Source organism: Micromonospora sp. CPCC 205546, assembly GCF_036902715.1.
GTDB lineage: Bacteria > Actinomycetota > Actinomycetes > Mycobacteriales > Micromonosporaceae > Micromonospora.
Genome location: NZ_JBAKHL010000001.1, coordinates 141,513 through 158,575, shown reverse-complemented (window position 1 = coordinate 158,575; position 17,063 = coordinate 141,513). Strand labels below are relative to the sequence as shown.

The following is a 17,063-nucleotide window of genomic DNA, read 5'->3' as shown; positions in this document are numbered from 1 at the left end:
AGGCCACCCCGGCCGAGATGACCCACCTGACGAGCCCTGCCCGCCGGAGGACCCGCGGAGGTCGGGTCAGAGGACCTTGCCGGGGTTGAGCAGGCCTTCCGGGTCCAGCGCGGCCTTGATCGCGTGGTGCACCCGGACGCCCACCGGGCCGATCTCGCGGGCCAGCCAGTCCCGCTTCAGCAGACCCACGCCGTGCTCGCCGGTGCACGTGCCGCCGAGGTCCAGGCCGAGGCGCATGATCTCGTCGAACGCGCGCCGGCCGCGTTCGACGCTCGCCGGGTCGGCCCGGTCCACCACGATGTTCGGGTGCATGTTGCCGTCCCCGGCGTGGCCGACGACGCCGATCGGCACGTCGCACTCGGCCGCGATCCGGGCCACCCCGTCGAGCAGAGCCGCCAACGCGCCCCGGGGCACGGCCACGTCGTCGATGACCAGGCCGCCGTTGCCGCCCGGGTAGGTCTCCGCCGCGAACTTCTCCATCGCCGGGTGCGCGAGCCGGCGGGCCTGCAACAGGGCCGCCGCCTCCACGGCGTCGGTGGCCGCGTAGACCTCGTCGGCGCCGGCCGCCTCGCAGACCGCGGCCAGGCCGGCCAGGTCGTCGGCCGCGCGGGAGCCGGTGTCGGCGGCGGCCAGCAGCAGCGCCTGGGCGTCCGTCCGCAGCCCCATCGGCCGGTACGCCTCGATCGCCCGCAGGTGCGTCCGGTCGAGCAGCTCCAGCAGGCTGGGGGAGAGCCCACGGGCGGAGATCTCGGCGACGGCCGCGCCGGCGGCGGCCGTGGACGGGAAGACGGCCACCATGGTCAGCGACTCCGCCGGCGCGGGTCGCAGCGCCACGGTCACCTCGGTGATCACCCCGAGGGTGCCCTCGGAGCCGACGAAGAGCCGGGTGAGGTCGTACCCCGCCACGCCCTTGGCGGTACGCCGGCCGGTGCGCAGCACCTCGCCGGAGGCGAGCACGACCTCCAGGCCCAGCACGTACTCGGTGGTGACGCCGTACTTGACGCAGCACATGCCGCCGGCGTTGGTGGCGACGTTCCCGCCGATCGTCGACGACTCCCACGAGCCGGGGTCGGGCGGGTACCACAGCCCCTGCTTCGCCACGGCGGCGGCGAGCGTCGCGTTGACCACACCCGGCTGGACCACCGCGATGCGGCTGACGGGGTCGATCTCCAGGACCGCGTCCATCGCGACGGTGCTCAGCACCATCGCCCCGGCGACGGCGTTGGCCGCGCCGGCCAGCCCCGTGCGGGCACCCTGCGGCACCACCGGTACGCCGTGCCGCGCGGCCGCCCGCAGTGCGGCGGAGACCTGCGCGGTGCTGCGGGGACGGACCACGACCAGGGGCGTGCCGGAGGCGCAGAGGTCGGCCTCGTCGCGCTCGTGCATCCGCAACAGGTCCGGGTCGGTCAGCACGGCGTCGGCGCCGAGCGCCGCCCGCAGGTCGTCGAGGAGGGGGGATCCGGCCATGTCGCCGAGGCTACGGTCGCCGCCGCGCGATCACCAACCGGTCGGCGCCGGGGACCCGGCCGGCCTCCACCGCGCGCTCTCGGGCCCGGGTATTTTGGCCGACATGCTCTACCTGGACCGGCCCGCCTGGCCGTGGCGGGGGCGGCTCTGGTCCCATCTGATCAGCGACGTCTCCGCGGCCGAGCTGCACGCCTTCGCCGAGGCGCTGGGCGTGCCCCGCCGGGGGTTCGACCGGGACCACTACGACATCCCCGCCGACCGGTTCGCCATGGCGGTCTGGTTGGGCGCCCGGGTGGTGCCGAGCCGGGAGTTGGTGCGCCTGCTCCGCCAGGCCGGCCTGCGCCGCCCCAAGCACCTGACCCGCCCGCGCCCCGGCCCGCCCGCCCCCGGCCCGTCCGGCGGTCCCGCGCTCCCCGCCCTGCCCGCGCGGTGACCCGCGGCCGCCGTGCGGTCGGCGACCGTGCGGGGCCTCCCTGGGCGCGGGTCAGGCGGGGGGCAGGGCGGACAGCTCGCGGGTGAGGTTGGCGCGGGCCCGGGCCTCCCAGCGCCGGGCCAGTGGCGGCAGCCGGAACAGCGCCGGCAGGGCGAGCAGTCCGACCAGTACCCGGGCCCGGCCGGCCCGGAAGGCGGGCTCGGGCACGTGCGCGTACTCCCGGCGGATCGCGGCGGCGTAGCGGTCGTACGCCTCGGGCGGCGCCGCCAGGACGGCCAGGTCGGCGTCACAGAGCAGCGCCCCGTCGGCGTCACCCGGGTCCACGGCGTGCCCGGCGGTGAGCAGCACCAGCCGGCGCACCTCGGCCACGGCGTCGGCCGGCAGGCCCGCCCGGGTGAGCAGGGTGCCGGCGAGCGTCGCGCTGTCGCGCTCGTTGGTGTCGCCCAGGGCGCGCGGATCATAGACGGCGTCGTGGCACCAGGCCGCGAGGCGCACCAGGTCCGGTCGCCGGGCGGCCGACGCGTGCGCGTCGACCACGTCGAGGACGGCCGCCAGGTGGTCGGCGTCGTGGTAGTGCCGGTGCGGCTCCCGCCAGCGGGCCAGCAGATCCGCCCCGACCCGGCTCAGCGCAGCGGCGTCGGTCGCCCCGGCACCCCGGGCCGCGGCCCGCCACCGGTCGAGAAGGTCATCCACGCCGACGAGTCTGCCGTACCGTCAGCGCCGCCAAGGATTCACCGGGCTCGGCACGGGTAGTCCCCGCCATGGCCGTGGCGCGGGACCGTCGACCCTCACTGGTGCGACGAGCCGTCCTGCGTGACCGGGCCACGGACGTGGACGGCGCCCGGATCGCCCAGACGGTGGCGTACCTGCGGGAGCGCGGCAGGACCACCCTGCACGACCGCCTGCACCGGCTGCGGATGGCGATGGGCCTCGCCGTGCAGGCCGGCCTCGCCGCCGGGCTGTCCTGGGTCGCGGCGCACGAACTGCTGGGCAACCCGCAGCCGGTCTTCGCGCCGATCTCCGCGGTCGGCACCCTCGCCGCCTCGGTCGGCCAGCGGTTCCGCCGCACGGTGGAGCTGATCGCCGGGGTGGCGATCGGAGTCGCCGTCGGCGACTTCCTCATCTACCTGCTCGGCACCGGCCCGTGGCAGCTCGGCCTGGTGGTCACCCTGGCCATCGTGCTGACCATCTTCGCGGGCGCGAGCGTGGCCATCGTCATCCAGGCGGCGGCCACGGCGGTGCTGATCGTGACGCTCAGCCCGTCGACCGAGAACCTGGAGATCCCCCGGTTCATCGACGCGTTCGTCGGCGGCGGCATCGCGCTCCTGGTCACCGCGGTCCTGCTGCCGCTCAATCCGCTGCGGGTCGTCAACCGGGCCGCCCGGCCGGCCCTGGACCTGCTCGCCGGCCAGCTCGACGCCGCGGCGGACGCCCTGCGGGACCGGGACCGGGAGAAGGCCCAGCGGGCCCTGGACCGGCTCCGCAACAACCAGGAGGAACTGGGCGCCTTCACCGAGGCCATCGAGGGGGCGAAGGAGACCGCCATGCTCTCGCCCGCCCGGTGGCACCGGCGCGACGAGCTGACCCACTACGCGGAGGCCGCCGGCCCGATCGACCGGGCGATGCGCAACGCCGGCACCCTGACCCGGCGCGCGGTGACCCTGATCGAGGACGAGGAGCCCATCCCGGAGTCGTTGCCGGACGCGGTGGCCCATCTCGCCGAGTCGGTACGCCAGCTCAAGCACGAGTTCGCCGTCGGCGACGAGCCGGAGCAGGCCCGGGAGCGGGCGCTGCGGGCCGTCAGCGAGGCCGGCCGGGCGTACGCCGAGGGGGTCGGCTTCTCCGGCAGCGTGGTGGTCGCGCAGGTGCGCACCACCGCGAGTGACCTGATGGTGGCCTCCGGCATCAGCCAGGAGGAGGCGAACCGCGGGGTCCGACAGTCCTTCGGCGACCAGGACCGGCCGCGCGGCGAGGGGGAGCGGGACGACACCCCGAAGCCGCCCGCCGCCCCGCCGCTGGGCTGACCCGCGCACCGTCGACCGCTCAGACCCGCAGGGCGCGGGCGAGTGTCCCCGGTCGGGCCTCCAGGCGCGGGCGAGTGTCCCCCGTCAGGCCTCCAGGGCGCGGGCGAGGCGGCGGACGGCCTCGTCCATGCGGTCGGGCGGGGCGGCGGCGTAGGTGAGGCGCAGGTGGGGGGCCGGGGGCTCGGCGGCGTACCAGGGGCGGCCGGGCAGGACGACGACCCCCTCGGCGGCCGCGGCGGCAGCCAACGCCACGTCGTCGGTGCCCTCGGCGAGGCGGACCCAGAGGTGCATCCCGCCGCGCGGGACCGGCTGCCGGGCGAGTTCCGGGAGGTGCCGGCGTAGCGCGGCCAGCAGCGCCTCGCGGCGTGCCCGCAGCGCCGTGCGCAGGCCGCGGCGGTGACGCGCCCAGGCCGGGGCGGTGACGAACTCGAGCGCGGCCTGTTGCAGCGGTCCGGCGACGAAGAAGTCGTCCAGCAGCCGGGCCGCCCGCAGCCGGGCACCGGCCGGGCCGCGGGCGCCGATCGCGGCGACGCGCAGCCCGGGAGCGGTCGACTTCGTCAGCGAACGCAGGTAGACGACGTGACCGTCGGGGTCGTCGGCGGCCAGCGGCGGCGGGGCCTGGCCGTCGATGGTGAGGTCGCGGGCGTAGTCGTCCTCGATCAGGAACGCCCCGGCATCGCGTACGGCCTCGGCCACCCGGGTGCGGCGGTGAGCGGCCAGTGTCGCGCCGTGCGGGTTGGCGTAGAGCGGCTGGCAGTAGAACAGCCGGGCGCCGGTGCGGGCGAGAGCGGCGACGAGCTGGTCGGGCCGTACGCCGTCGGCGTCGGCGGGCACCGGCACCACCCGGAGGCCGGCCGCCCGGGCGGCGGCCAGTGCGCCGAGGTAGGTGGGGGACTCGACGAGCAGGGTGTCGCCGGCGGCGGCGAGCGCCCGCAGCGCGGACGACAGCGCGGCCTGTCCGCCGGGGCAGATCACCATGTCCTCGGCGCGTAGCCCGGCCCCGGCCTCGCGGGCGAACCAGGCGCGCAGGTCCTCGCGCCCCTCCGTCGGCCCGCGCTGCCAGGACGCGGGCTGCCGGGCGGCGCGCGTGAGCGCGGCACCGAGCGCGGCGGCCGGCTGGAGCTCCGCGTCCAGGTAGCCGCCGGCCAGCGGTATCGCCCCAGCGGGCGGTAACGCCAGTAGCGCCTGCATCTCCTCCTCGCCCGGCCGGCGGGGCCCGAGCGCCACGGTCTGCCAGGACAGGTCGGCCGCGCGCCGCTCGCGGGGCCGGGCGGCCACGAACGTGCCCCGGCCGGGCCGCGTCTCGACCAGACCCTCGGCCACCAGCTGTCGTACAGCCTCGGCGACGGTGACCGGCGACGCCTGGTGCCGGGCGGTCAGCTCGCGTACCGAGGGCAGCAGCGTGCCGGGCTCCGCAGCCGCCACCAGCCCCCGCAGATCTTGGCTGACGCGGTCGGCTGCGCTACCGTCATTCATGAACGACAAGAGTAGCGCTACTGTCCGGACCGCGGTAACGGTGGACCGGACGGTCGGTCTGGTCCTCGGCGCACTGGGCGTGCTCGCCTTCAGCATGTCGCTGCCCGCGACCCGCGTCGCCGTGCAGCAGCTCGACCCGTGGTTCGTCGCCTTCGGCCGGGCCGTCGGCGCGGCGCTGCTGGCCTGGGCCTACCTGCGGTCCACCGGCGCGTCGCGGCCCACCGCCGGTCAGTGGCGGCGGCTGGCGGTCGTCGCCCTCGGCGTGGTCGTCGGCTTCCCCCTCTTCACCTCGCTGGCGCTCACCACGCAGACCTCCGCGCACGGCGCGGTCGTCATCACCGTGCTACCCGCCACGACCGCCGTGTTCGCGGTGCTGCGGGCCGGGGAGCGACCGCCGCCGCTGTTCTGGGTCGCGAGCGGCGGCGGGCTGCTGGCGGTGCTCACCTTTCTGGGCGTCAGCGGCGCGGTGCGCGGTGCCCTCTCGCCGCCCGACCTGTTCCTGCTCGCGGCGGTCGTGCTCTGCGGCCTGGGGTACGCCGAGGGCGGCGCGCTCGCCCGCGAGCTGGGCGGCGCGCGGACCATCTGCTGGGCGTTGCTGCTCTCGCTGCCCGTCACCGTGCCCGTCGCGGTCGTCGCCGCCGTGGCCGCTCCTCCGCGCGCCGACGCGGTCGCCTGGTCGGCGTTCGGCTACCTCACGGCGGTCTCCATGTTCCTGGGCTTCTTCGCCTGGTACGCGGGCCTGGCCCGGGGCGGCGTCGCCCAGGTCGGCCAGATCCAGCTCGCGCAGCCGGTGCTCACCCTGGCCTGGTCGGCGCTGCTGCTCGGCGAGGCCGTCACCACCGCCTCCGTCGCGGCGGCGCTGGTGGTGCTGGCGTGCGTCGTGCTGACCCAACGCACCCGCGCCGGGTCACCGGCACCCGTGGCCCGGAAGGTCTGACCCGGCGCACCGGCGTCGAGACCCGACCCACCGCGAACTCGCCGAGGGGTGCCGGCCGGCGAGCCGGGGCCTGACGCCGGCGCTCGTGACCGGCCGGCAGCTCGGCCGGGTCGATGCGGCCGGACCGGCCGGTCGGGGATGGCTACGCTGACCGCATGGCAGACACCCCGCCCGGCGCGCCCCTGCCGTCGCCGACCGCGCCCGCCGTCCCGTCGCCGGTCGGGGCCGGGCCCCGGATGCCGCTGCGGCGGCTGGGGTGGCGAAGGGCCGTGGTGCTGGCCGGCACCGTGCTGTTCATCGCGGCCTGCGCGCTGTTCATGGTCTTCACGCTGGGCGAGAACCTCGGCGTCGAGGCGCTGCTGATCGGCGTCGTCGCCGCGATCCTCCCGGTCCCGGTGCTGGTGGGCTGTTTCCTCTGGCTCGACCGCTACGAACCGGAACCCCTGAAGTACCTGGTCTTCTGTTTCGCCTGGGGGGCGTTCGTCTCCACCGCCGCCTCGCTGACCGTCAACGAGTTCTCCGCCGGGCTGTTCGAGGACTGGGGGCTGCCGACCGCGCTGACGGCGGTGCTGGTCGCGCCGTTCATCGAGGAGCTGACCAAGGCCCTCGGGCCGATCCTGCTGCTGATCTTCCGCCGCCGGGAGATCTCCGGGATCACCGACGCCCTGGTCTACTGCGGGCTCTCCGCCGTCGGGTTCGCGATGGTGGAGAACATCCTCTACCTGGGCGGCTACGGCTACGCCACCGGCGTGGAGCGCTATGGGCCGGCGACCGGCACCCAGCAGGTCATCGCCATCTTCATCGTCCGGATCCTGCTCTTCGGCTTCGCCCACCCGCTCTTCACCTCCATGACGGGGGTGGGGCTGGGCATCGCCGCGCGCGCCGCCAGCCGGTGGGTCCGCGTGCTCGCCCCACTCGCCGGCCTGCTCCTGGCGATGATGCTGCACGGGCTGTGGAACCTGCTGCCGACGCTCACCCAGGCCACCGGCCAGACACTGATCATGCTGTACGGCTTCATCGGCGTGATGGTGCCGGTCTTCTTCGCCATGGTCGGGCTCGCCCTGTGGCTGCGGGCCTGGGAGGGGCGGCTCACCGAGCGGACCCTCCCCGACTACGTCCGGGCGGGCTGGCTCACCCCGCCCGAGGTGGCCGCGCTGAGCAGTCTGGGCCGGCGGCACGCGGCCCGGGTGTGGGCCAAGCGGGTGGCCGGCGACGGCGGCCTGAGGGCGATGCGCGGCTACCAGTTCGCGGCGACCCGGCTGGCGCTGCTGCGCGACGGCGCGCTGCGCGGCCTGGACCGGCGCCCCGCGGACCGGGAGCGCTCCGCGCAGGAGGAACGGGAGCTGCTGGAGGCGATCGGCGCGTACCGGTCGTTCTTCGTGGGCCGCGACCCGCAGGTGCCGGCGGGGATCTGGGACGGGCAGCGCTACCACCTGCGCTTCCCGGACGGCACGCAGCGCTCGGTCGAGGCGCCCGACGAGCCGGTGGTGCCGATCCCCGTGGTGCTCGTCCCACCGCCGCCCCCGGCGCACCCGGCCGGTTTCGGCCCGCCCGGCTGGTACGGCCAGCGCCCACCGGCGCCGTGGCCCCCCGGGCACCCCTGACGCGGGCCGCCCGTCGAGCCCTGACCCGACGCCGGGGCCGCCCGTCGAGGCCGGCCCCGGTCGTCAGGTCATGAGGCTGGTGAGGAAGTCACCGAGGCCCTGCGCCATCGCCATCAGCCCCGCCCCGATCGCCTTGAACATCTCCGCCGCGCCGTCCGGCCGGAAGGCCATGAAGTAGATCAGGAACGCGACGCTTCCCCACAGCAGAATCTTCTTCACGAGTACCGGCATCGTCCCTCCCCAGGGCCGGTGGTGCGGCTGGCTTCCCGGCCGGGGACGACGCAAACGGCACCAGCGCCCTCATCCGGGCGGGCGGGGCGGGGGACAGGGGTCAGAGATAGAGGCCGGTGGAGTCGTTCTCGACCCGCTCGGCTGCCACGGCGTGCACGTCGCGCTCGCGCAGCAGGACGTACCCGCGGCCGTGCAGTTCGACCTCGGAGCGGTCGTCGGGGTCGAAGAGGACCCGGTCGCCCGAGACGATGGCGCGCACGTTCGGCCCCACCCCCACGGCGGTGGCCCAGGCCAGGCGCTTGCCCACGGCGGCGGTCGCCGGGATCACGATGCCGGCGGTCGAGCGTCGCTCACCCTCGCTGCCCTCCATCCGCACCAGCACGCGGTCGTGCAGCAGGCGGATCGGCAGCCCGGAGTCGAGATTCTGGTCGGCGGTCACGCCGGAAACGCTACCGTGTCCCGGTCGGCCCCCCGTGGGGCGGTTACGCGCCGGGGGCCGGGGGCAATGGGTGGCGGACCTGCCCTACGGTGGCGTCGTCGGACGTATCCTGTCCGCCCACCGGCGTGGGCGAGCCGGTTCTCATGCCAGGAGGTGCGCTTGAGCCGCTTCGAGCAGATACGCGGACGGCTCCGTCGCGCGTACGAGTCGGGCCGGGAGGCGGCGCGCACACGGCGCACGGACCCGGCCGACGATCCCGAAACGGCCGGCGTGGCCTCGCCGACGTCCCCCGGCCCGGTGGCGGCGTCGTCCGCGACCGTGGTCGGCGCCCCGCCGCCCGGGGCGATGCACAACTCGACCGCCAGCCGGGACGACGCGGACGTGCCGCACGCGTTGCGGATCGCCGCCGCCTGGTCCTGGCGGCTGATCGTGATCGGCGTCGTGGCCTGGGCGCTTCTGAAGATCGTCGGCACCGTCCGGATCGTGGTCATCCCTCTGGCCGTCGCCCTGCTGCTCTCGGCGTTGCTCGCGCCGGCGGTCGGCTGGCTGCTGCGGGCCCGCCTCCCCCGGTCCCTGGCGACGGCGGTGGTCCTGGTGGGCGGCCTGGCCGGGGTGATCGGCACGCTGACGCTGGTGGTGAACGAGTTCATCCAGGGCGTGCCGGAGCTGAGCAAGAAGTCCTCGGAGGGCGTCCGGCAGATCCAGGACTGGCTGAAGACCGGCCCGCTGCACCTCTCCGACGGCCAACTCGACAACTACATCGAGGAGGGCCAGAAGTGGATCAACAACAACACCGAGAGGTTCACCAGCGGCGCCCTCTCCACGGCCGCCACGCTGGCTGAGGTGCTGACCGGCACGCTGCTGGTGCTCTTCGCCACCTTCTTCTTCCTGCGCGACGGCAACAAGATCTGGCGCTTCCTGGTCCGGCTGCTGCCGGTGGCCGCCCGCTGGAAGGTCGACGACGCCGGGCGGGCGTCCTGGTCGACCCTGGTCGCCTACGTCCGGGCGACCGTGCTGGTCGCCTTCATCGACGCGGTCGGCATCGGCGTCTTCCTGGTCATCTTCGACATCCCGTTCGCCTTCCCGCTCGCCGCGCTGGTCTTCCTGGGGGCGTTCATCCCGATCGTCGGGGCGACCCTGTCGGGCGTCGTCGCGGTCCTGGTGGCGCTCGTCGACAGCGGCCCCGTGACCGCGCTGATCATCCTCGGCGCGGTGATCGGGGTGCAGCAGGTGGAGGGGCACCTCCTCCAGCCGCTGATCATGGGCCGGGCGGTGGCCATCCACCCGCTCGCCGTCATCATCGGCATCGCGGCCGGCGTGGTGCTCGCCGGGATCACCGGCGCGCTGGTCTCGGTGCCGCTGATCGCCGTGCTCAACACGGCTGTCCGCCGGCTCGCCGCCCGCACCGTCCCGGACACCCCGCCCGACGCGGTCGTGGTGGCCTCCCAGGCCCCCTGACCCCGCGCGGGGCGCGACCCCCACAGCCGCCGAGAGGGCGGTCTCCCCACCGGGGGAGGCCGCCCTCCCGGCGTCGCAGGCCCGGGCCGGCCAGGGCAGGGTCGAGGCCGACGGGGCGGGTCGCCTGGGTCAGGTCTTGGCGAGGCGTTCGAGGGCGCCGCGGGCGACCTCGGGCCGGGTGGTGTACCAGAACGGCGGGAGCGACCGGCGCAGGAACGCCCCGTAGCCCCGGGCGGTCTCCAGGCGCGAGTCGAGCACCGCCACCACGCCCTTGTCGCCCGTCGACCGGATCAGCCGCCCCACCCCCTGGGCGAGGCGGATCGCGGCGATCGGCACGCTGACGGCCGCGAAGCCCGACCCGCCGCCGGCGTCCACGGCCGCGGCCCGCGCCGCCGCCAGCGGCTCGTCCGGCCGGGGGAAGGGCAGCCGGTCGATGACCACCAGCTGGCAGGAGTCGCCCGGCACGTCGACGCCCTGCCAGAGCGACATCACCCCGAACAGGCAGCTGGACTTCTCCTCGCGGAACCGGCGTACCAGCAGCGGAAGCGCCTCCTCGCCCTGCAGCAGGACCGGCAGGTCGGTCCGTGCGCGCAGCAGCTCCGCCGCCTGCTGCGCGGCCCGTCGGGAGGAGAAGAGGCCGAGCGTACGCCCGCCGAGCGCGGTGACCAGCGCGAGCAGTTCCTCACCGGCTGCGTCGGGCAGCCCGGAGACGCTGGGTCGGGGCAGGTGCGCGGCGACGTAGAGGATGCCCTGCCGGGGGTAGTCGAACGGCGAGCCCACGTCGAGGGAGCGCCAGCCCGGCCCCGAGGTGGCCGGTGCCCCGGCCGGACCGGCCACCGGGCCGCCCTCGGCCGACCCGGTGCCGTCCGCCGGCCCGGTGCCGCCCGTGCGCTTGGCGGACCGGGCGGCCAGGGCGGCGGCGGCCGGGGACGGCGGGTCGGCCGGGGCGGCCTCCAGGCCCAGCGCCCGGGCCACCGTGTCGAACCGGCCGCCCAGCGTCAGCGTCGCCGAGGTGGCGACCACCGTGCGCTCGTCGTACAGGTGGGTGGCGAGCGTGCCGGCGACCGAGAGCGGCGCGACCACCAGAGCCCGACGGCCGGTGTTGTCGTTCTTCTCCACCCAGGCGACGTCGTGGTCGGCCTCCTCCAGCAGCCGCTGCGCGGTGGCGGAGAGTTCGTCGAGCACCGCCTTGGCCTGCTGCTTGCGCACCGGGTCCGGGTCGTCGGACTTGACCTCGCCGATAGCGTCGAGCGCCGCCCGGGTGGCCGCGTCCAGCAGGGTGCACGCCTCGCGCAGCACGGACGGCAGCCCCGACGTGATCCGCCCGGCCGGCGCCTCGGCCAGCCCGACCGCCAGGGCGTCGCCGGCCGCGGTGAGCGACTCGGCGACGTCCGGCCGCAGCAGCGGGCGGGCCCGCTTCGCGGAGCGGTCGATCAGCTCCGGCACCAGCTCGGCCTGCGCCGCCGAGGAGACCCGGTCGGCCAGCTCGTGCGCCTCGTCGACGATGAGCAGCTTGTGCGGCGGCACGATGTGCCGGCCGGCGAGCATGTCCACCGCGAGCAGGCTGTGGTTGGTGACCACGATGTCGGCCTCCCGCGCGCGGGCCCGGGACGCCTCCGCGAAGCACTCCGCGCCGAACGGGCAGCGGGACGCGCCGACACACTCCCGGGCCGGCATGGAGACCAGCCGCCAGGCCTGGTCGTCGACGCCCGGGTCCAGCTCGTCCCGGTCGCCGGTGTCGGTCTTCTCCGCCCAGTCGCGCAGCCGCTGGACCTGCTTGCCGAGCCGGCCCGCCTCGCCGAGCCACCTGGTGCCGCCGCCGGGGCGCGCGGCCGGGGCGTCGAAGAGCGTGTCCTCCGGCTCGTCCTCGGTGGAGTTGTCCAGCCGGGCCAGGCAGAGGTAGTGGTGCCGCCCCTTCAGCACCGCGAAGGTGGGCCGCCGGCCGAGTACCGGCTCCACGGCGTCGGCGAGCCGGGGCAGGTCGTGGTCGACCAGTTGGGACTGCAACGCCAGGGTGGCCGTGGAGACCACCACCGGACCGTCCACCGTCAGCGCGGGCGTCAGGTAGGCCAACGACTTGCCGGTGCCCGTGCCGGCCTGCACCAGCAGGTGCTCCCGCTCCTGCACGCACTCCTCGATGGCGGTCGCCATCTGCTGCTGGCCGGGCCGCGCCGCCCCGCCGGGCACCGCGCCGACCGCGGCGGCGAGCAGTTCCACCCCGCTCGGGCGGGCGCCCCGCCGCCGGCCTCCGGTGCGGGGCGAGGGGGCGGCGGAACCGGTGGCGAGGCGCGGAGTCACCGTGCGACGGTACCCGCCGTCCCCGACACCGGCCGCGCCGATCCGGGGCGTGGCGTCGTCACGGTACGGTCTCCCGTCGACCGCGTCCGGTTACTTCCGTGCGGCGACGGATGGGCGGTATCGGTTAGGGTGCGACTCATGCCGAGCGACGTGGTCCGCGTGATCTACCGCAAGTACGACGGCAGCGCCCACCGTGACTACCCGGCCCGCCGCCTCGCCGAGGACGACCTCGGCGTCTGGCTCGGCGTCACCGAGGGCACGAAGTCCGTCTACCACGGCCGCCCGTCGGTGGAGCGGATCCCGTTCGTCCTCCTGGTGCCGCACCACGCCTGGTGGACCGGCATGTTCAACCCGCCGCCGCGCACCAGCGAGGTCTACTGCGACATCGCCAGCCCGGCCCGCTGGGAGAACGACGACACCGTCCACCTCATCGACCTCGACCTGGACGTGGTGCGCCGCCGGACGACCGGCCTGGTGGAGCTGCGCGACGAGGACGAGTTCGCCGAGCACCGGGCCCGCTTCGGCTACCCCGACGACGTGGTGGCGCAGGCCGAGGCGGCGGCCCGGTGGCTCCTCGACGCGCTCGGCGACGGCGTCGAGCCGTTCGCCTCGTCGTACCGGAAGTGGCTGGCCCTGGTCGTCTGACCGGGCGGCGCGACCCGCCCGACGGACCCCGTCGGGACAGGCGCCGGGGGTCACCAGCGCGGCGGCCAGCCGTCGTCGCCCGTCAGCGGCGGCAGGTCACCCAGCTTCTCCGGATTGAGCTGGTGGAAGAGCCCGGTAACCCGGCCCTCGTCCACCGCGAGGGCGGCGACGACCCGCAGCGGCCGGCCGTCCGAGTGCCGGCTCTCCAGGTGCAGGCCCTCCACGCCGTCGACCAGCACCCGGCGGGCGCGCAGCGTGCCGCCGTACCGGCCGGCCCGACCGAACAGGCCCAGGACGAAGCGGGCCACCGCGTCGGCGCCGAGCACCGGGCGCCGGGCCGCCGGGAAGTGGCCGCCGCTGTCGCCGATGGCCACCACGTCGGGGGCGAGCACCCGCACCAGGGCCGCCAGGTCGCCCGACTCGACGGCGGCCACGAAGGCGGCGAGCACCCGGCGCTGCTCGACCGCGTCGGCGGTGTGCCGGGGCGCGTCGGACCCCTGCACCGCCCGGCGCGCCCGGGACGCGAGCTGGCGGGCGGCGGCGTCGCTCGTGGCGAGCACCTCGGCGATCCGGGAGAACGGCACGGCGAAGACGTCGTGCAGCACGAAGGCGACCCGCTGCTCCGGCGCGAGCCGCTCCAGCACCACCATCAGTGCGGTGCCGACCTGGTCGGCGCGGACCGCCCGCTCGGCGGGGTCGGGCGCGAAGCCGTCGAGGCGCGGGCCCTCGTCGAGCGGCGTCACCACGGGCTCCGGCAGCCACTGGCCGGGGTACGCCTCCCGCCGCACCCGCGCCGAGCGGAGCACGTCGAGGCAGATCCGGGCGCAGGCGGTGGTGAGCCAGGCGCCGAGGTGCCGGATCTCGGCGCGGGCCGCCGGGTCGGCGAGCGCGGCGGCGTACCGCAGCCAGGTCTCCTGCACGGCGTCCTCCGCCTCGCTGCGGCTGCCGAGCATTCGGTGGGCCACCGCCAGCAGCCGCCCCCGCTCGGCCTCGAACTCCGCCACCAGATCCCCCACGGTGCCCCCGCCCCTGTGCCGCGACGCCCTGCTGCGCCCACCCGCCCCGATTCTCGCCCCCTCGACACCCGCACCCGAAGGAGCGGGGGCGGACCGCGCCGGCACGCCGGCCGAGACGCAGCCGATCATGCAGTCGTGGTGCCCCACGTAAGGGGCGAAGTGGTGTGTACCGCCCACCACAGGTGCATGATCGCGGGCGGGGTGGGGGTGTGGGCGGGGTGGGTTGGGGGGCGGGGTGGGCGGATCTGGGTGATGATCCGGGGATGCGAGCGACTGAGGTGGGCGGCGTGGACCGTGAAGGCGTGGACCGGGGCGGTGGGGTCGTGGGGCCGGTCGGGGGCGCCATGCGGGACCTGCTCCGGCTGGCGCCGGGCGGGGCGGTCGACCTGCGGGCCGTGGATCCCCGGTCGACGCCCGGGCTGCCCGGTCCGGACGAGACCGGCGGCCGGCGCAAGGAGTGGGCCCGTGGCCAGGTCACGCTGATCGGCGCGGAGCTGGGCAGGCAGCAGGAGATGCTCTTCGCCGACGCGAAGGCACGGGAGGCGGGCCGGCCGGCCGGTACGCGGCAGGAGGGCGCGGCCGCCGGCCGCCGGGTGCTGCTGGTGCTCCAGGCGATGGACTGCGGCGGCAAGGACGGGACCGTCAAGCGCGTGGCCGGCGCGATGAACCCGCTGGGCCTGCACGTCCGCTCGTTCGGGCCTCCCACCCCCGAGGAGCTGCAGCACGACTTCCTGTGGCGGATCCGGCGGGCGCTCCCGCCGCCCGGCCAGGTGGGGGTCTTCAACCGCTCGCACTACGAGGACGTGCTCGTGGCGCGCGTCGAGTCGCTGGTGCCCGAGCCGGTCTGGCAGGCCAGGTACGACGAGATCAACGCGTTCGAGCGGGAGCAGGTGGACGCCGGCGTGGCCCTGGTGAAGGTGATGCTGCACATCTCGTACGCCGAACAGGGCCGGCGGCTGCTGGAGCGGCTGGACGAGCCGCGCAAGCACTGGAAGTACGACCCCTCGGACATCGACGCCCGTGCCCGCTGGGACGACTACCAGGCCGCGTACGCCGAGGCTCTGAGCCGGTGCGGCACGGACGCCGCGCCCTGGTACGTGGTGCCGGCGGACCGCAAGTGGTACCGCGACTGGGCCGTCGCGCACCTGCTCCGCGAGACGTTCGACACCCTCGATCTCGGGTATCCGCCTGCCGGCTTCGACGTCCGGCGCGAACGGGAGCGGCTGCTGGGACCCGAGAGAACGTCGTAGGTGAACAACGGGTGAACGACTGGTGAATGCGGTCTGATCAGGGGGAGGCCGCCGAATTCCCGCTGTGGTCGTTTTCTAGCATTCCCAGGCGGGCACCCTCCGGGCGGCCGCCACCCTTCCACCGACACGACGAGGTCCGTGCTGTGAAGTTTTCCTTCCGCCCGAACGAGGGCGCCTTCTACGAGCTCTTCACCAGGGCCGCACAGAACCTGGTGAAGGGCACCGAGCTGCTCAACGAGCTGGCCCTTCCGGGGGTGGAGGTGCAGTCGGTCAGCGAGCGGCTCACCGAGGTGGAGCACGACAGCGACCAGATCACCCACGAGCTGTACAAGAAGATCAACTCCACCTTCATCACGCCGTTCGACCGGGAGGACATCTACCGGCTCGGGTCGCTGCTGGACGACGTGATGGACCACCTCGAGGCGGTCGGGAACCTGCTCTACCTCTACGGCCTGACCAAGCTCCCCTCGCTGCCCCGCGAGATGCACGAGATGGTCAACGTGCTGGACGCGCAGGCCAAGCTCACCGCCGACGCCATGCCGCGGCTGAAGTCGATGAAGGACCTCGAGGACTACTGGATCGAGTGCAACCGCCTGGAGAACGACGGCGACCAGGTGTACCGGATGCTGCTGGTCCGCCTCTTCTCCGGCGAGTACGACGCCCTGACCGTGCTGAAGATGAAGGAGGTCGCCGACGAGCTGGAGGCCGCCTGCGACGCCTTCGAGCACGTGGCGAACACCGTCGAGACCATCGCGGTCAAGGAGTCCTGATCCTGTGAGTCCCGAACTCATCGCCGTGCTGGCGGTGATCGCGGTGGCGTTGGCGTTCGACTACACCAACGGCTTCCACGACGCCGCCAACGCGATCGCGACCAGCATCTCCACCCGGGCGCTCACACCCCGGGTGGCCCTGGCCATGGCGGCGGTCGGCAACTTCATCGGCGCCCACTTCGGCGCCGAGGTCGCCAAGACCGTCGGCAGCGGCCTGGTGCAACTACCCACCGGCACGGCGAGCCTCGGCATCGTCTTCGCCGGCGTGATCGGCGCGATCGTCTGGAACCTGGTCACCTGGTACTTCGGCCTGCCGTCGTCCTCGTCGCACGCGTTGATCGGCGGCCTGGTCGGTTCGACCGTCGCGGCGTCCGGCACGGTGCTGTGGACCGGCATCGGGGAGAGCGTGATCATCCCGATGGTGCTCTCGCCCATGGTGGGCTTCCTGCTCGGCTACATCGTCATGATCGCCGTGCAGTGGATCTTCCGGAACGGCCACCCGGGCAAGCTCAACCGGGGCTTCCGCTGGGCGCAGACCGCGTCCGCCGCCGCCATGTCGGTCGGCCACGGCATGCAGGACGCCGCCAAGACCATCGGCATCGTGGTGCTCGCCCTCTACGTCGGCGGCTACCAGGACGACCCCAGCTTCATCCCCGAGTGGGCCTTCTGGACGTCGGCCGCCGTGCTGGCCGCCGGCACGTACGCCGGTGGCTGGCGGATCATCCGGACCCTGGGTCGCAAGATCATCGACCTGCGGCCGCCGGAGGGCTTCGCCGCCGAGACCGTGGCCAGCGGCGTGCTCTACTTCAACGCCCTGGTCCTCGGCGCGCCGATCTCGACGACCCACACGATCACCTCGGCGATCATGGGCGTCGGCGCCACCAAGCGGCTCTCCGCCGTCCGCTGGGGCGTGGCCGGCAACATCGTCGGCGCGTGGATCCTCACCTTCCCGGCCGCCGGCTCGATCGGCGCCCTGATGTACTTCCTGGTCCGCCCCCTGTTCAGCTGACGCAGG

Annotated in this window: 16 protein-coding genes; 9 read left to right on the top strand and 7 right to left on the bottom strand. The window is 75.0% G+C overall.

Features of this window, described 5'->3' with window-relative positions:
• Positions 1–66 precede the first annotated feature (66 nt).
• Positions 67–1,467 carry an FAD-binding oxidoreductase gene (locus V6U77_RS00755; RefSeq protein ID WP_334604083.1) on the bottom strand — a complete coding sequence of 467 codons (1,401 nt, stop codon included), beginning with the start codon at positions 1,465–1,467 and terminating at the stop codon, positions 67–69.
• A 103-nt stretch (positions 1,468–1,570) separates the two neighbouring features.
• Here V6U77_RS00755 and V6U77_RS00750 point away from each other — a divergent pair, with 103 nt between their 5' ends.
• Positions 1,571–1,900 carry a DUF4031 domain-containing protein gene (locus V6U77_RS00750; protein ID WP_334604082.1) on the top strand — a complete coding sequence of 110 codons (330 nt, stop codon included), beginning with the start codon at positions 1,571–1,573 and terminating at the stop codon, positions 1,898–1,900.
• Positions 1,901–1,951: 51 nt separating this feature from the next.
• Here V6U77_RS00750 and V6U77_RS00745 read toward each other — a convergent pair whose 3' ends face one another.
• Complete coding sequence (locus V6U77_RS00745) at positions 1,952–2,593, bottom strand: HD domain-containing protein (RefSeq protein WP_334604081.1); 642 nt, start codon at positions 2,591–2,593, stop codon at positions 1,952–1,954.
• A 74-nt stretch (positions 2,594–2,667) separates the two neighbouring features.
• On the opposite strand from V6U77_RS00745, the gene V6U77_RS00740 reads away from it, so the two are divergent.
• The gene (locus V6U77_RS00740; protein WP_334604220.1) at positions 2,668–3,924 is read left to right on the top strand and encodes an FUSC family protein; all 1,257 of its coding nucleotides are present in this window, start codon (positions 2,668–2,670) and stop codon (positions 3,922–3,924) included.
• 84 nt (positions 3,925–4,008) lie between these two features.
• Here the strand turns inward: V6U77_RS00740 and V6U77_RS00735 are convergent, their stop codons facing one another.
• A complete protein-coding gene (locus V6U77_RS00735; RefSeq protein WP_334604080.1) occupies positions 4,009–5,400 on the bottom strand; it encodes an aminotransferase-like domain-containing protein in 1,392 nt (463 codons plus the stop codon).
• Here V6U77_RS00735 and V6U77_RS00730 point away from each other — a divergent pair.
• Complete coding sequence (locus V6U77_RS00730) at positions 5,399–6,337, top strand: DMT family transporter (RefSeq protein WP_334604079.1); 939 nt, start codon at positions 5,399–5,401, stop codon at positions 6,335–6,337. The two genes, V6U77_RS00735 and V6U77_RS00730, sit on opposite strands and share 2 nt — an antisense overlap.
• Before the next feature lie 113 nt (positions 6,338–6,450).
• The gene (locus V6U77_RS00725) at positions 6,451–7,941 is read left to right on the top strand and encodes a PrsW family intramembrane metalloprotease (RefSeq protein ID WP_334604078.1); all 1,491 of its coding nucleotides are present in this window, start codon (positions 6,451–6,453) and stop codon (positions 7,939–7,941) included.
• A 63-nt stretch (positions 7,942–8,004) separates the two neighbouring features.
• On the opposite strand, the gene V6U77_RS00720 is transcribed toward V6U77_RS00725, so the two are convergent.
• On the bottom strand, positions 8,005–8,172 hold the full coding sequence (locus V6U77_RS00720; RefSeq protein ID WP_334604077.1) for a hypothetical protein: 168 nt from the start codon (positions 8,170–8,172) through the stop codon (positions 8,005–8,007).
• 100 nt (positions 8,173–8,272) lie between these two features.
• Positions 8,273–8,611 (bottom strand): GroES family chaperonin, encoded by a 339-nt coding sequence (locus V6U77_RS00715; RefSeq protein WP_088998164.1) that lies wholly within the window; start codon positions 8,609–8,611, stop codon positions 8,273–8,275.
• Between the two features lie 153 nt (positions 8,612–8,764).
• On the opposite strand from V6U77_RS00715, the gene V6U77_RS00710 reads away from it, so the two are divergent.
• A complete protein-coding gene (locus V6U77_RS00710) occupies positions 8,765–10,069 on the top strand; it encodes an AI-2E family transporter (RefSeq protein WP_442934346.1) in 1,305 nt (434 codons plus the stop codon).
• Positions 10,070–10,198: 129 nt separating this feature from the next.
• Here the strand turns inward: V6U77_RS00710 and V6U77_RS00705 are convergent, their stop codons facing one another.
• Entirely contained in the window at positions 10,199–12,367 is a 2,169-nt protein-coding gene (locus V6U77_RS00705; protein ID WP_442934345.1) for an ATP-dependent DNA helicase, read from the bottom strand.
• A gap of 138 nt (positions 12,368–12,505) precedes the next feature.
• Here V6U77_RS00705 and V6U77_RS00700 point away from each other — a divergent pair, with 138 nt between their 5' ends.
• On the top strand, positions 12,506–13,012 hold the full coding sequence (locus V6U77_RS00700; RefSeq protein ID WP_334604075.1) for a DUF402 domain-containing protein: 507 nt from the start codon (positions 12,506–12,508) through the stop codon (positions 13,010–13,012).
• 50 nt (positions 13,013–13,062) lie between these two features.
• Here the strand turns inward: V6U77_RS00700 and sigJ are convergent, their stop codons facing one another.
• Positions 13,063–14,016, bottom strand: coding sequence for an RNA polymerase sigma factor SigJ (gene sigJ / locus V6U77_RS00695; protein WP_442934344.1), 954 nt, complete (start codon positions 14,014–14,016; stop codon positions 13,063–13,065).
• A gap of 356 nt (positions 14,017–14,372) precedes the next feature.
• Here sigJ and V6U77_RS00690 point away from each other — a divergent pair, with 356 nt between their 5' ends.
• The 3 genes from V6U77_RS00690 (at position 14,373) to V6U77_RS00680 (ending at position 17,057) form a co-directional block, all read left to right on the top strand.
• The gene (locus tag V6U77_RS00690; protein WP_334604218.1) at positions 14,373–15,278 is read left to right on the top strand and encodes a PPK2 family polyphosphate kinase; all 906 of its coding nucleotides are present in this window, start codon (positions 14,373–14,375) and stop codon (positions 15,276–15,278) included.
• A gap of 143 nt (positions 15,279–15,421) precedes the next feature.
• A complete protein-coding gene (locus tag V6U77_RS00685; protein ID WP_088998168.1) occupies positions 15,422–16,048 on the top strand; it encodes a DUF47 domain-containing protein in 627 nt (208 codons plus the stop codon).
• Between the two features lie 4 nt (positions 16,049–16,052).
• Complete coding sequence (locus V6U77_RS00680) at positions 16,053–17,057, top strand: inorganic phosphate transporter (RefSeq protein ID WP_334604073.1); 1,005 nt, start codon at positions 16,053–16,055, stop codon at positions 17,055–17,057.
• The last annotated feature ends 6 nt before the right edge of the window (positions 17,058–17,063 follow it).

Bases quoted from the DNA above. Each gene is read 5' to 3' on its own strand.
- V6U77_RS00755 (WP_334604083.1), bottom strand. From the start codon at position 1,467: ATGGCCGGATCCCCCCTCCTCGACGACCTGCGGGCGGCGCTCGGCGCC.
- V6U77_RS00750 (WP_334604082.1), top strand. From the start codon at position 1,571: ATGCTCTACCTGGACCGGCCCGCCTGGCCGTGGCGGGGGCGGCTCTGG.
- V6U77_RS00730 (WP_334604079.1), top strand. From the start codon at position 5,399: ATGAACGACAAGAGTAGCGCTACTGTCCGGACCGCGGTAACGGTGGAC.
- V6U77_RS00735 (WP_334604080.1), bottom strand. From the start codon at position 5,400: ATGAATGACGGTAGCGCAGCCGACCGCGTCAGCCAAGATCTGCGGGGG.
- V6U77_RS00725 (WP_334604078.1), top strand. From the start codon at position 6,451: ATGCGGCCGGACCGGCCGGTCGGGGATGGCTACGCTGACCGCATGGCA.
- V6U77_RS00720 (WP_334604077.1), bottom strand. From the start codon at position 8,172: ATGCCGGTACTCGTGAAGAAGATTCTGCTGTGGGGAAGCGTCGCGTTC.
- V6U77_RS00700 (WP_334604075.1), top strand. From the start codon at position 12,506: ATGCCGAGCGACGTGGTCCGCGTGATCTACCGCAAGTACGACGGCAGC.
- V6U77_RS00690 (WP_334604218.1), top strand. From the start codon at position 14,373: ATGCGGGACCTGCTCCGGCTGGCGCCGGGCGGGGCGGTCGACCTGCGG.